Source organism: Moorena sp., assembly GCF_982860115.1.
On record NZ_CEYLVT010000154.1, the window covers coordinates 1 to 13,921 of the forward strand.

Here is a 13,921-nt window from a genome sequence, read left to right on the forward strand (position 1 = left end):
GAATCGGGAATCGGGAATCGGGAATCGGGAATCGGGAATCGGGAAAAAATCCTGTCTACCTGATGAATATGATAACCGCTATCTTAAAAAAAACTAATAGATATAAGAGAGTCAATAAAGATAATCAAATTAAAAAAATAGTGATAAAATTGCCAACTAGTTTACCCTAAAATTCCTAAGGTATGTTTTGTTTTTTTTAGGCAGGGTTGATTGGAAAAACGTTGAATTTGCTAAATTTTAGCCTATTACTCATTGGTCATTGGTCATTGTTAACAAGCCTTTATCCTGTTTTAAATGATGTTATTGACAGTTCTAATTCGTGATTTTTAGAAAGGCTTAATCGCCGCCATTGCAGCAAGGGCGTGATTGCCCAGTCACGAAGTCAGGTAAGGTTTAACGCGCACGGGTTCAACCTGTAACCTGTAACTTTCAACCTGTAACCTGTAACCTGTAATCTGTGACTATTCAACTGATCAGGTGATATATGCTAAAAAAAGCCATCGTATTAGTATCTATCGTACTGCTTGCCTTCGGTACAGTTGTAGCAATCGATACCTTCCAGGGATACAAAGAGAGGATAACCATTGCGATCGCAGCTCCGTTAAGCAATGCTAGTGAATCAGCACAACGCTCAGGCAGAGCAATGGTAGACGGTGCTCAACTTTACATTAACCAAGTTAACAAGGCTGGCGGTGTTAAGGGGAAAAAGTTTAAGCTAGAGGTTTATGATGACCAAGGCAATCCGGATGTGGCACAGCAGGTTGCTCAGAAGATTGCTCAATCAAATGCGATCGCAGTGATTGGTCATTACAGTAGTGGGGTATCTACGGTTGCTGGCGAAGTTTATCAACACCATAAGATTCCTGCGGTGACCGGCTCAGCTACTGCTGATGGGGTCACCCAATCGAACACTTGGTATTTTCGCACGATTTTTTCTAACAGTGCTCAGGGTACTTTTATCGCCAATTATATCCAAAAGATTCTGGGATCTTCCAAGATTAGCCTAGTTTACAGCCCCAGCACTTATGGCTTGACCTTAGGGAAGACTGTTGAAGAGACGTTTCGGCAGTTAGGGGGAGAAGTAGTCAGTAAGTGGGTATTAGGGGATGATATAGACCAAGCCATAGAAACGATTTATCAAGATTTATTGGCTTTAAAAAATAGCGGGAAAGACCCAGGAGTGATTGTGATGACAGCGAATCGCAATCAAGTGGCTGGATTAATTGCCAAAATGAAGAGTTCTGGGATGGATTTCCCCATTTTTGGCGGTGACTCCTTAGCAGAAATATCCCTGGCGCAACGGTTTGAAGACTCCCCAGAGGAGATGGATGAACCAGGCTTTTTTACCAATGGAATTTATGCCATAGCTCCGATTATTTTTGACATTTCTGATGATGGGGGTCAACAGTTCAGAAACGAATTTGAAAAGCAGTACAAACAAGCGCCGGGATGGGTGGCGACTTGCTATTATGATGCGGCAAAAGCCATTGTTGAGGCCATTAAACGCTCTGATATTACCTGGGAGGATTTACAGAAAAACCGTTTGATGCTTAAAGAAAGCTTAGCAACTATTAATAGCCAGGAAACGGCATTCAAGGGGGCAACCAGAAATATTTATTTTGACTATTACGGTAATGCAGTAGCACCACTTTTTGTGGGTATTTTTGATAGAATAAATTTTATTTCAGCATTTAACCAGCTGCAAATAATCCCGGACTTACGGACTGTTGTTAATCTGGAGGAACAGCTCGACAGTGGTGAAATTGTAAAGGTTGGTAATAACTATATGGTAAAGACCCATATCGTTTACACCGGGATGGATATCAATGAAATTAGTCACATAGATCAAAAAACGTCGTCCTATTTGGTTGATTTTTACCTTTGGTTTAGGTACCAAGGCGATATTCCAGCAGACCAAATCGAATTCACAAATTATGGCATTGAGCGGCTAGATTCAGGAGAGAAATTGACCTTAAAAGAACCGATAGATACAGATGTAACGGATGGTATTACTTATAAAGTATACCGGGTTAAAGGCGATTTTCATGAAAAGTTTGATTTTCACGATTACCCGTTTGACCATCAGACCCTATCAGCGAGATTTCGACATCTAAACCTAACTCGGGACAAGCTAATTTATGTAGTGGACTTAGTGGGAATGCGAGATACCACTACAGAAAAAGTTCTCAAAAATTGGGAGAGAGCTAAAGTGTTTGATAAGATTACGGATTGGAGTGTTGAGGATGCTACATTTTTCCAGGATACGGTGATTAACGATTCCACGTTGGGCAATCGACGATTTATCGATACAGACTCAGATATAGAATATTCTCGATTCAATGTGGTTATTAAAATCAAGCGGGATTTAGTCAGTTTCAGTATCAAGAATCTTTTGCCTCTACTATTTTTTGTGGTGGTGGGATACCTGTTCATGTTTCTCCCCTTCGATCACATGTCCGTAGAAGCCGTAAGTGGCTTGCTACTAGCGATTGTCTTTTACCATCTGAGCTTGATAGAAGGACTACCGGAGGGGGTTGGCTATGTAGTGGCTCTCGACTATGCCTTTTTTATCGTTTACATACTCAATGGCTTACAGTTGTTGATGGTGGTGATTGGGAATAGTGAGGGGTTTCAGTCTGGTAAAATTAAGATTAGCAAATTAATGGAGTTTGGAAGAGTGGCGTTTCCAGTGATTTTGGTGGTCTATACGTCTCTTCTGTGCTGGCGGTATTTGTAGCAATTTGTTAATTGTTATGGCGGTTTGCGATTTTATTAAGTACATAGTTATCGGTTTTTAGGGAACAGGGAGTAGGGAATAGAGCAGTTGGCATTCAATCTAAGTTATTGATTAATGTGTAAGCTTACCCTTTGGAGGTAGCTATGGTTAGTTGTTGTAGGGGATCAGAAATTTCTACAGGTACTGGGGTTGGCTGATGAAGTTGTCGCGTTGACGTGGCAAGACTGGCAACAGAGGCAGCTGTGCGTTTTTGGATCATGTCTAAGGATTCTGGTGGCTTTAGTCGTTGACCTTGTTTCATGACTTGTTCCAACAGGGGTTGTTCATGATTTTGGCAGGATTCAGCCATTAATCCTAGCCGGTCTTTGATAACTGTATCTTGGTGAAATTGGCGATAGATTTGCTTGCGCCCTGGATAGGTGACTTTGCTACTGGACTGTTTCATGGTGGGAATGCCATCAATTTCTACTAATTTGTAGACTCCATTGACTGGGTTTCCAGTGACTAGGCGAGTTCCGAGTCCATAACCGTCGATACAAGCACCAGCCTGTTTGAGTCTGGCTATTTCATACTCGTCTAAATCCCCACTGGCAAAAATTGAGACATTGGGTAAATGCGATCGCACTTTTTGGGACAAGGTCACTAAATCCCCAGAATCCAAACGTACTCCAGTCACTTGGATTTCCCCAGCTGCGATTCGTTGAGCCAGACTCTTAGCGGCTGCTACAGTATCGTAGGTATCTATTAATAAGGGAGCATTGGGAAAATAGCGATAAAAGGCCGTAAAAGCATCCTGCTCACTTCCAGATACTGCTGTGATCACCATGACCAAAGCATGAGCCATGGTTCCTTTAGGCTGACATCCTAAGTTGACAGCTGCTAATACATTAGATGTGCCATCCAACCCAGCTGCTATAGCTGCTCGTGCTGCCCACAAGGATGCCTGAGGACTAAAGGCTCGTCGAGTGCCAAATTCTAGTAAGGTAGCTTCGGCCCCCGCCACATCTCTGAGCCGTGCTGCCTTAGTGGCTATCAAGGTCTGATAGTTAATTGTATTGAGTAGATAAGTTTCTACTATCTGTGCTTGCCACAGAGGAGCATCCACCCGCAACAACGGTTCATTAGCAAACATTGCTGTTCCCTCAGGCACTGCCCAGACATCACCGGTGAAGCTTCCTTCTGCTAAGAGTGACCAAAACTGTTCCGGTGCTCCCTGAAAAATTTCTGTCTGCTGTAATGCGTCTAGTGCCTGGGGACTAAAGCGAAACTGTTCCAGGTAGTCGAGTACCTGGGCAAGTCCCATAGCAATCAAGTAACCAAAGCCATTAGGTAAACGTCGGGCAAATAGTTCAAAGGAGGCTGGTTTTTGGGCTAAGCCTTCACCGGTATAACAGGCTGTCATGGTCAGCTGATACAGGTCAGTTAATAAGCTATAGTCCTCAGGTGTAGGTATTAATTCCTGGTGTTTATCATTCATGGTAGTACTGTTTAAGTAGTAATGTTTAACATAAGGTAAAGGAACTTCAAATAGCTACAGATTTGTTAACAAGCCTCTCAAAATTACCAAACAAATCTTAGGGATTAGTTAACCTTGAGAAAAGTATTGCAAATATTACCAAACAAATATTACTAATCCTGGCACCGAATCAATAATTCTAGATAAGATTAACTACACCAGCCAGACAGAAATCTTTTTCAGTCTGTACTCACAGTTAAGACTCAATAATTTGAGAACAGCAATTTGAGGACACCATGGCAGTACTCACGAACCAGCAGAAAAGGTAAAGGTTCGTGCTAATTATAGCCACTGCTGTTTTCAACTCTAACTCAAGTAATTCAGGAGAGCAATTTTATGGGTTTTTACAAACTATTGGAAAGCAGTATTCAATATCTTTCTGAAGCAGTAGCTAGGATTTTTGCTCCTAATGATGACATTTATCCTGCTATTGGTGTTCAACCCTTTAGCGGTGACCCCTTTGAGCAGAAAGAGGCATTTTGGTAAATTCTTCGGTAAATTCTTCGATTTTAGCTAGAATTTGAACGCTAGTTATAGCGGTTCTTGCTGGAATAGACAACATCCTTAGGGGCGCACACCGTGCGCCCCTAAAGCTAATGTGGGGTTGCCTATTGACGGGGTGATTTAAGCTGGGAGCGAACATGTGATCGAGTTAACGTGGTAATGTAGCGGTTTTGATAACTCCCGCCTCCCGACTCACCACTCACCACTCCCAATAACTCAGGCGTTGCCAATTGTCTAGTGGTTTACCGTGACAAAATTGCTTTCACCTTTGCTTTAAACATTTCAAACTGCTCTGGTGTTGGTTGAACTTGCTGCCAACTGTCCCGTTGCTGTAAAGTTGTTTGCCAATTTTGAACTGAGGGATAGTCAGCTAAAGAAACGCCAATCTTGCTGAGAAAATATACCGACAAACCGGCCACAATATCTGCTACCGTAAATTGCCCTTCTACAAAGTAGTTTTTATCGCCCAATTTTTCGTTATAAAATTTCATCACTGTGGCAATTTTTTGTTGAGCTTGTTCTAATTTTTTTGCTTCTACTTCAATCTCAAAATTATGGCGCATAAATGTAACAATAGCAGGAGCAAGCTCATTGACTTTGACCAGTTGTATCATCCTCACTGTAGCAATAGCTTGGGGGTCAGTGGGCATAAGAGCAGGAGTTGGATATTTAGCTTCTAAATAATCTAATATCGCTAAGGATTCGATTACTTTAAATCCATCATCGATTAGGACTGGAACGTGATGAAAAGGATTGATTTCAATAAATTCTGGCGTAAATTTATCACCATCTAATTTTATGTCAACAGGCTCAAAGTCAATCTGTTTTTCTAATAAAGCAATCCATACCCGTCGGGCATTGTTGGACATGGGATTATTGTAAAACTTTAACATTGACTCAATTCTCGCTTACTATCAAAGTTTGATTTCTTATTATTTTAAGATCTACTCTCAAGTTCAGTAGCTTCGGTATTGCTCAGCTTGGTAATTAGTAATTTGTAATTGATAATTGGTAATTGGTACTTGTGATTACTACTTTTATATTACCCTTTACCGAAAAAACTTCGATTGTCTAGGAAAACTGCCGAAACCATTGGATTAAAACAGGATAGACAAGAGATAAAACATCATAGCACTTCCCAGTTAAATGGGTGCATCTCATATTTGTAAAAAAGATGTGAAGTGTGGGGAGTGTGGGGCGGGGGCGCGGGAAGTGTGGGAAGTGTGGGAATTTTCGCGGGAATTTTTGCCTAATTGCAAAACTGAGATGCACCCATTATATCTCTATATGTAAAGTTTTATTACGACATTGAACATTTCTGCTTTGGTTCTAGGTATAGAGACGGTTTTTGAGGTGAATAAAATAAGTATAAGCAATTAATAAGCGCAAAAAGGTTGACAAGAAAGTTCCAAATACTGTAGAGTCTTGACTTATCAGTTCCCGTTTGCTAACAAAATTCTGCCTTAAGTACGACGGGACACGTCGGCACTTGGATTAATAATCCAAACCCTATGGCTCACTCCTCTCACCATGCTCCGTAAACGGGAGATTTAGGCGCTACTGAGGTTGGTGAAAACCTGTCTCAGCAACCTGGGTCTTAGAACGAAGAATCCCCCCCGTTTCAACCGGGGGAGTGTCAAGAACGGGGGAGTGTCAAGAAAAACCACTCAATTTTGGAGATATCGAATGTCAATCTATGTTCATAACCTGAACTTTGAGGTTACAGAGGATGATTTACGTATCGTCTTTTGCGAATACGGTGAGGTAAAGAGAGTACAAGTACCAACCGATCGTCAGACAGGTCGCCCACGGGGCTTTGCTTTTGTTGAGATGTCAACAGAGGAGGAAGAAAAGGCTGCTATCCAAGCACTAAATGGTGCAGAATGGATGGGACGCGAGCTCAAGGTTGAGAAAGCTCGACCCAGGGGTCCACGCTAGGGAGCTCGACCCAGGGGTTGACGCGGCGTTACATAATGTAGCTATGAATTGAGGGATTCGCTGGTGTAATGTCCTGAGTGTGGTAGTACACAAATCCGAAAAAACGGCAAGAATAAGCAAGGTAAGCAGAACCATATCTGTGTCGCCTGTGGCCGCCAATTCATTGACCAATATGACTCTGACAAAGGGCTTGTGACAGTACCGGTTTCCGAAAAAGGATTACTGATGTGTGAATACTGTTGGCTACTATCCTCCTAGTAAAAGCCTTGGTAATTTCCGGCAAGACCCGGAAGTTATCTAACTAGGATGCAGGTTTAGGATTAGCTTCCTACGTTGATTTGGTCATGACACCCAGGGATGAACTCCAGTCTCTGGCTCTGTCGCCAACCATTAAGGTCAAGGCAAAATGTGTGGTTGGCTTGACAAGCCTTTTCAACATTACCGAGGAACACGTTACCGATTTGAGATGCACTAAAAATGCCAAATTACGTATTTGTCATTGACACAAACAAACAGCCATTAAACCCTATATCCCCCAAAAAAGCACGACGTTTATTGGACAAAGGGAAAGCTGCGGTTTTTAGGATGTATCCATTTACGATCATCCTCAAGACTGCGATCGCAAATCCGACTATCTCGCCTTGTCAAATCAAGATAGATCCGGGTAGTAAGACCACTGGGTTTGCTCTAGTCCAAAACGACCAAGTCATTTGGGCAATGGAGTTAGAACACAAAGGATCACTCATTAAGAAAAAACTAGAATCTAGAAGCGCCGTTAGACGTGGGAGACGCAACCGTAACACCCGTTACAGAAAGCCAAGGTTCCTTAATCGTAGGCGTCCTGAAGGTTGGATTGCTCCTAGCTTAGAGCATAGAGTCTTGACTACTGAAACCTGGGTTAAACGACTAATCAAGTTTTGTCCAGTCAATGAGATTGGGATTGAACTAGTTAAGTTTGATACCCAAAAAATGCAGAATCCTGAAGTTAATGGCGTCGAGTACCAACAAGGGGATCTAGCCGGGTATGAAGTGAGGGAATATTTGCTTGAGAAATGGGGAAGGGAGTGTGCCTATTGTAGCAAGCAAAATACTCCGCTACAGATTGAGCATATCCACCCAAAATCTAAGGGTGGGAGCGACCGAGTTAGTAATCTTTGTCTGGCTTGCGAGAAATGCAATCAGAAAAAAGGAAATAAACCTATAGAGGAATTCCTAAAAAAGAAACCAGACTTGTTGCGGAAGATCCTCGCCAAAGCCAAACAACCATTAACAGATGCAGCGGCAGTGAATACAACTCGGAACAAGATAGTCAAAGTTCTTAAAGCTATAAAACCTGTAGTTACTGGTACAGGTGCTCAGACAAAATACAACCGGACTAGGTTGGGATTACCTAAGCAGCATTGGATTGATGCCGCTTGTGTCGGAGACATCAAAGACTTGGTGCTAAAGACGTCTCAACCGCTACTAGTAACCTGCAAGGGACAAGGAGGCAGACAAAAGGCTGCACTCAATAAATATGGCTACCCCATCAGACACAACCCATTGAGGCCGATCAAGGGTTGGAGTACTGGCGATATTGCCAGACATCAAAAATTAGGGATAGGTAAAGTGACTCCCAGAAGCAAGGGCAGTTTTGGATTTACTCCATTAGGAGCGAAGGGCTACAAGAGTTGTAAACCTCAAGATATATTTGCCGTACACAGAAAAGATGGATATATTTACAGCTTTTCCTGATATCTGCCGGATTTTACCTGGAAAAAATCCTCCTAAGCTTTCCTGCACAGGCCCATAACTTGAGCTATTTGAAGAACCCTTCAACCCAAGCTGAGAATTTGACCTAAAAAGAAGCCTACTGCTGCACTACCGATAGGAACTGTGAGATTATCAATACCGAATTTGGAGAAGGCTTCTAAGACTGTGGCAAAGAATGCGATCGCAATTGACATCAACCAGGTTTCCCAGATATTACCTTGAACAGTGAAAAGGATTAGGCTACTGACGACATAGCTAGTTATGGCCATGGTTCCAGACCCTTCCCAGCTTTTTTGCATCCCCCAAGCTTCATAGGGATGTTGGCCAAATTTCTGACCAATCAGTCCTGCCAGTCCATCCCCCCATGCCATCACTAAAATACCAATAGCGGCATACTGGAATTGTTGTAAGGGCCAAAACCAGGCAATCACCACACCAATACTGACAGCATAGAAGAAGGTGCCTAGGCTTTTGCGCCCAACGCTGTTAATACCAGGCAAAATAGGAATGTAATAGGACAAAAGAGCGATCGCACTAGCGATAACTGATGCCAAGATACCTACCCAGGCAGGTATTTGTAGCCACCAAGCCACTAAAATAACGTTACCCGTGCCAATGTGAACAATTTTACGGGTAATTTCTGAATCCCTGGCGGTGCGCTGATGTAGTGTTTCCGCCAGCAGCACAATCGCACCGAGACCGACAGCAATCAGTGCAATTTGCAGCCATAGGGTTGGGATTGATTCTATCCAGGGTACAGAATTAAACAAGGATCTGATGGCAGCATACTGTAAGACCTATTTATTACTGTATTAGATTGGGTGACCATTACATGAAACTTTTACTGATTTGGCTAATTCGAGGCTATCGAGCGTTTATTTCCCCCCTATTTCCCCCAGTCTGCCGCTTTCAACCAACCTGTTCCCAGTATGCTATCCAAGCCATTGAGCGGTTTGGTGTCTTTCGGGGCGGTTTGCTAGGAATTCGGCGTATTCTACGGTGTCATCCTCTCTATCCAGGGGGTTATGATCCCGTGCCTGACGTTTATCCTAATGGTAATAGCGATAAATCTAGAAGTGTTGAACAGGGAACAGGGAACAGGGAACAGGAAACAGGGAACAGGGAACAGGGAACAGGGAACAGGGAACAGGGAACAGGGAACAGGAAGGGAACAGGGAACAGGGAACAGGGAACAGAGAAGAAGTAGTGGCTCTTGTGGTTTGAGTATGCTGAAAAAACTGAGAACTGCTATAACTTATGAAACCTTATCAGCAAATCCCAATTGTAGAGTGTGGAGAACCCCTCATCCCCATTCCCTTAGAACAATTTGCCGCTCGTACCCCTCACCCCTACCAAAAACTGGGGGCACCTTATGGTAAGGCTTCTCCTTATTATCTGCGCCAGAGTGTGATCGAAGCACTCTTTGTGGCTCAAAGCCAACTCCAACAGCAGCATCCAGGTTGGCGCATCGAGATTTTTGATGGCTATCGACCGGTAGAAGTCCAACAATTCATGGTTGACCATACCTTTGCTGAAGTAGTTCAAGCCCAACAACTCAACCCAAGCACCCTATCGGAAAAACAACAGCAAGCCATTTGGGAACAAGTCTATCAGTTTTGGGCAGTACCGAGCTCTAACCCCATGACTCCACCCCCTCACAGTACAGGTGGTGCCTTAGATATTACCCTGGTGGATGCTACCGGTGAAACCATTGATATGGGCTCTCCCATTGATGAAGTCTCACCACGCTCCCATCCCGATTATTACGCTAATCAACAAGACTTGCCCTATCATCACAATCGACAGCTGTTAAAAAATTTAATGTACTCGGCTGGGTTCCGGTGTCATCCTAGAGAGTGGTGGCATTTTTGCCTCGGAGACCAAATGTGGGCTTGGCTGCGCAATCAAGAGGATGGCAGCAATACCTTTATGGCAGGATATGGTGCTGTTGAGTGCGTCAGTGCCTAATCCTGAGTCTTGAGTCGGAGAGTGGGTCAGTCCTAAGTGGGTCAGTCCTAAGTGGGGAGCGTGGTGATAGCTGAGCTGCTGCTAAGATGGTTTAGCAGTGCATTATTGTGGAATTGTTAATCAAGTAGCTCAAAGAATGCTACAAATAGACCATTTTTTAATGCCCCTCTTGCCTCTCTTGGCTCTTTTGCTATCTCTCCCTGGCATTAAAGCAAATAATATTAGATATCCTATAAAAACAGTTAAAAAATAACTATTACCTAAGATTATATAAGAATTATGATGGCACCTAAGCAAGTATATGTCCTGTTATTTAATGCCCGGACAGAAAACGAGGGAATTCACACTATCCAAATTGACGATCGCCAAACGGTATTGATGTTTGAAGAAGAAGACGATGCTACCCGCTTTGCTTTATTGCTCGAAGCCCAGGATTTCCCAACAGCAACCGTGGAAGCTATCGATCTAGAAGAGATTGAAGAATTTTGCCAATCGGCTGGTTATGACTCGGAGTTAGTTACTGAAGGAATGTTGGCCATGCCACCGGAAACAAATCTAGAAAAGACGGATTGGCAACCGGACATCAAGAAAACCGAACAACCAGAAATATCATCAGATCTAGAGCGCATTCGCCGTCAGTTGGAAAATTTATTGTAAGCTGATAAAAATTTGAGGAATACATTTGAACCGTCCACCAACAGCCGTCAACCCTGGCCCATAGGCCACGCTACGCGAACAACCTTAAACCTTCAACCCTTTTACCAATGACTAAATAATATAATGCAAAATTTAGAACAACGGGGACATCTACTGACCGAACAGATTAATCCCAATAGTCAGAACCTTGACCAGCTGACATCCCTAGAGTTAGTGGATCTGTTTAATCAAGAAGATACCAAAACCCTAGATGCGATCGCAGCAGCTCGTAGCCAGCTAGCTCAAGCCATTGACTGCACAGCAAAGGCATTGCGTCAAGGAGGATGCCTCTTCTACGTGGGAGCTGGTACCAGTGGACGCTTGGGAGTCCTCGATGCTGCCGAATGTCCCCCCACCTTTTGTACACCCCCAGACCTAGTCCAAGGGATCATTGCTGGAGGAGCAGGGGCATTGGTGCGGAGTTCTGAAGATTTGGAAGACCGACAGGAAGATGGTGCAAAAGCGATCGCCCATCGCCGGGTACATGACCTAGATGTGGTGGTAGGCATTACCGCAGGTGGTACCACACCCTTTGTTCACGGCGCACTCCAAGAGGCACGAGGCCGGGGCGCAACTACGATTGCGATCGCTTGTGTCCCCCCTGAACAGGTCAGTATTGATGCTGATATTGATATTCGGCTGCTAGTTGGTCCGGAAGTCCTCGCTGGCTCTACTCGCCTCAAAGCCGGTACTGTCACTAAAATGGCCTTGAACATCCTTTCCACAGGAGCCATGGTAAAGCTTGGCAAAGTCTACGGCAATCGCATGGTAGATGTGGCAGTGACCAACAAGAAACTTCATGACCGAGCCCTGCGTATTCTCACAGACCTGACCAACCTCAGCCGAGAAGACTGCGCTCACTTACTAGAGCGCAGTGGAAGGCAGGTAAAACTAGCGCTACTAATGTACTGGACAGAATTAGACCAGGTAGAGGGAGCCAGCTTCCTAGAGCAAAACCAAAGTGATCTCAGGGCCGCTCTCCAAAGTTGGAAACAAACTAGTACTCCATCAAAATTGAATTGATAATGTTTAACGGATCACAGACTACTGTCACTTTGGTCATAATACTCGTAGCCCTTGGTGTTCTAGGTTGGGGCTATAACCGCGCTCGTTCTTACGGCAAGCTAGGAATTTTAGCCTGGTTGCAGTCAGTAGTCTTGACACTGCCCTGGCTATTATTCTTTGGCTTAGTCAGCATCGGAATTTACCTGAATATCGTTGGGATCCTATTTCTGCTAGTCGCTTCCACCGGCCTATACATCTACTTGGGCAGGCTCTTACGTGCAGCAGGTCAAGATGAAGTTTGGCGGGAGCGTGCCACCAAACTGTTCGAGGATCAACAACAAAGCAAGGATGCCCAAAAGTCTGAGGAGCAAGATACTGCAGCTTACAAAAATTTAACTGCCGTATCCGAAGGTCCGAATACCACCAGGATCGGAGTAGCTACAATTCCTGATGAAGACCTACAACTTATTAAAGGGATTTTTGGGATTGATACGTTCTTTGCTACGGAAACTATAAAATATCAGGAAGGGGCAATTTTTACAGGCAATCTACGGGGAAACGATGCCGAATTGGTACATTCTCGTTTGTCAGCTAATCTAGAGGAAAAATTAAGCGATCGCTATCGGCTATTTTTAGTCGATAATCCAGAAGGGAAACCAGTGGTCATTATCTTGCCCAGTAGCAATGACCCACGAACCACTACAGTTGCGCAAAAAATATTAGCCCTTGTCCTCGTAATTGCCACATTTTTCACCACTTTAGAAGTATCTGGGTTACTCCTTGACTTTGATTTATTCAGTGAACCTGAACGGTTTCGGGAAGCCTTACCGATTACCATCGGACTTTGGATAGTTCTCATTACCCATGAACTCGGTCACTGGTGGCAAGCCAAAAGTCACAACATTCGCCTCAGCATACCCTTTTTCCTTCCCAGCTTGCAAATCGGCTCATTTGGTGCTATGGTTCGCTTTGAATCCTTATTACCCAATCGAAAAGTATTATTTGATATTTCCATAGCCGGACCAGCCGTAGGTGGTTTAGTATCTCTAGTGATGCTGATTTCAGGATTAGTCCTTTCTCATCAAGGCAGTGCTTTTCAGGTGCCAGCAGAGTTCTTCCAAGCGTCCATTTTAGTCGGAGGGCTGGCAAAGTTAGTGCTTGGTAGTGCTCTCCAAGAGTCTTTAGTGGATGTTCACCCTCTCACCATTGTCGGTTGGCTAGGTTTAACCATAACAGCCTTGAACCTAATGCCAGCAGGACAACTAGATGGTGGGCGAATTGTCCAAGCTATCTACGGACGCAAAACTGCTCGACTTGCTACCATTGCCACCTTAGTAATTTTGGGGATTCTGGCCTTAATCAATCCAGCCAATCCCATAATTTTGTACTGGGGAATCTTGATTTTGTTCTTGCAGCGGAGTTTAGAGCGTCCTAGCCTCAATGAAATTACCGAACTCGATGATACTCGAGCATTGTGGGGGTTATTGGCATTATTTTTAATGGTCGCAACTCTGATTCCCATTAATTCAGCTTTGGCAGGAAGGCTCGGAATTGGGGGTTAATTTCAAGGGTTGAACCCGCACCCGTGGCCAATAGGCCAAGATTGTTAAGTTGTTAAGTTGTTAAGTTGAAGGTTGAACGGTTGTTCGCGTAGCGTGGCCAATAGGCCAAGGTTGTTCGCGTAGCGTGGCCAATAGGCCAAGGTTGTTAAGTTGTTAAGTTGTTAAGTTGAAGGTTGAACGGTTGTTCACGTAGCGTGGCCAATAGGCCAAGGTTGTTCGCGTAGCGTGGCCAATAGGCCAAGG

11 protein-coding genes and 2 pseudogenes are annotated in these 13,921 nt (G+C 44.0%); 10 read left to right on the plus strand and 3 right to left on the minus strand.

Annotated features, from left to right (window positions below):
* Positions 1–484: 484 nt before the first annotated feature.
* The gene (locus AC4II3_RS22440) at positions 485–2,737 is read left to right on the plus strand and encodes an ABC transporter substrate-binding protein (RefSeq protein WP_488011303.1); all 2,253 of its coding nucleotides are present in this window, start codon (positions 485–487) and stop codon (positions 2,735–2,737) included.
* Positions 2,738–2,861: 124 nt separating this feature from the next.
* Here the strand turns inward: AC4II3_RS22440 and AC4II3_RS22445 are convergent, their stop codons facing one another.
* The gene (locus AC4II3_RS22445; protein ID WP_488011301.1) at positions 2,862–4,214 is read right to left on the minus strand and encodes a nicotinate phosphoribosyltransferase; all 1,353 of its coding nucleotides are present in this window, start codon (positions 4,212–4,214) and stop codon (positions 2,862–2,864) included.
* Between the two features lie 375 nt (positions 4,215–4,589).
* On the opposite strand from AC4II3_RS22445, the gene AC4II3_RS22450 reads away from it, so the two are divergent.
* A complete protein-coding gene (locus AC4II3_RS22450) occupies positions 4,590–4,739 on the plus strand; it encodes a hypothetical protein (protein WP_488011299.1) in 150 nt (49 codons plus the stop codon).
* Between the two features lie 260 nt (positions 4,740–4,999).
* Here AC4II3_RS22450 and AC4II3_RS22455 read toward each other — a convergent pair whose 3' ends face one another.
* The gene (locus AC4II3_RS22455) at positions 5,000–5,650 is read right to left on the minus strand and encodes a glutathione S-transferase family protein (RefSeq protein ID WP_488011297.1); all 651 of its coding nucleotides are present in this window, start codon (positions 5,648–5,650) and stop codon (positions 5,000–5,002) included.
* Positions 5,651–6,443: 793 nt separating this feature from the next.
* On the opposite strand from AC4II3_RS22455, the gene rbp reads away from it, so the two are divergent.
* The 3 genes and pseudogenes from rbp to iscB all read left to right on the plus strand — a co-directional run bounded on the left by rbp (position 6,444) and on the right by iscB (position 8,429).
* A complete protein-coding gene (gene rbp / locus AC4II3_RS22460) occupies positions 6,444–6,695 on the plus strand; it encodes an RNA-binding regulator (RefSeq protein ID WP_488011295.1) in 252 nt (83 codons plus the stop codon).
* Between the two features lie 69 nt (positions 6,696–6,764).
* Positions 6,765–6,869: pseudogene (locus tag AC4II3_RS22465) on the plus strand (IS1/IS1595 family N-terminal zinc-binding domain-containing protein); the annotation flags it as partial.
* Positions 6,870–7,172: 303 nt separating this feature from the next.
* Positions 7,173–8,429, plus strand: a complete 1,257-nt coding sequence (gene iscB / locus AC4II3_RS22470) for an RNA-guided endonuclease IscB (RefSeq protein WP_488011293.1) — start codon at positions 7,173–7,175, stop codon at positions 8,427–8,429.
* Between the two features lie 80 nt (positions 8,430–8,509).
* Here iscB and AC4II3_RS22475 read toward each other — a convergent pair whose 3' ends face one another.
* Entirely contained in the window at positions 8,510–9,217 is a 708-nt protein-coding gene (locus AC4II3_RS22475; RefSeq protein ID WP_488011291.1) for a diacylglycerol/polyprenol kinase family protein, read from the minus strand.
* A gap of 62 nt (positions 9,218–9,279) precedes the next feature.
* Here AC4II3_RS22475 and yidD point away from each other — a divergent pair.
* The 5 genes and pseudogenes from yidD to AC4II3_RS22500 all read left to right on the plus strand — a co-directional run.
* Positions 9,280–9,492 (plus strand): annotated as a pseudogene (yidD, locus tag AC4II3_RS22480) (membrane protein insertion efficiency factor YidD); the annotation flags it as partial.
* Positions 9,493–9,704: 212 nt separating this feature from the next.
* Entirely contained in the window at positions 9,705–10,415 is a 711-nt protein-coding gene (locus AC4II3_RS22485; protein ID WP_488011289.1) for a M15 family metallopeptidase, read from the plus strand.
* 279 nt (positions 10,416–10,694) lie between these two features.
* Positions 10,695–11,072, plus strand: a complete 378-nt coding sequence (locus tag AC4II3_RS22490; protein WP_488011287.1) for a DUF3110 domain-containing protein — start codon at positions 10,695–10,697, stop codon at positions 11,070–11,072.
* A 123-nt stretch (positions 11,073–11,195) separates the two neighbouring features.
* A complete protein-coding gene (gene murQ, locus AC4II3_RS22495; RefSeq protein WP_488011285.1) occupies positions 11,196–12,134 on the plus strand; it encodes an N-acetylmuramic acid 6-phosphate etherase in 939 nt (312 codons plus the stop codon).
* A gap of 2 nt (positions 12,135–12,136) precedes the next feature.
* Positions 12,137–13,678: a site-2 protease family protein gene (locus tag AC4II3_RS22500; protein ID WP_488011283.1), complete on the plus strand. Its 1,542-nt coding sequence runs from the start codon at positions 12,137–12,139 to the stop codon at positions 13,676–13,678.
* Positions 13,679–13,921 lie beyond the last annotated feature (243 nt).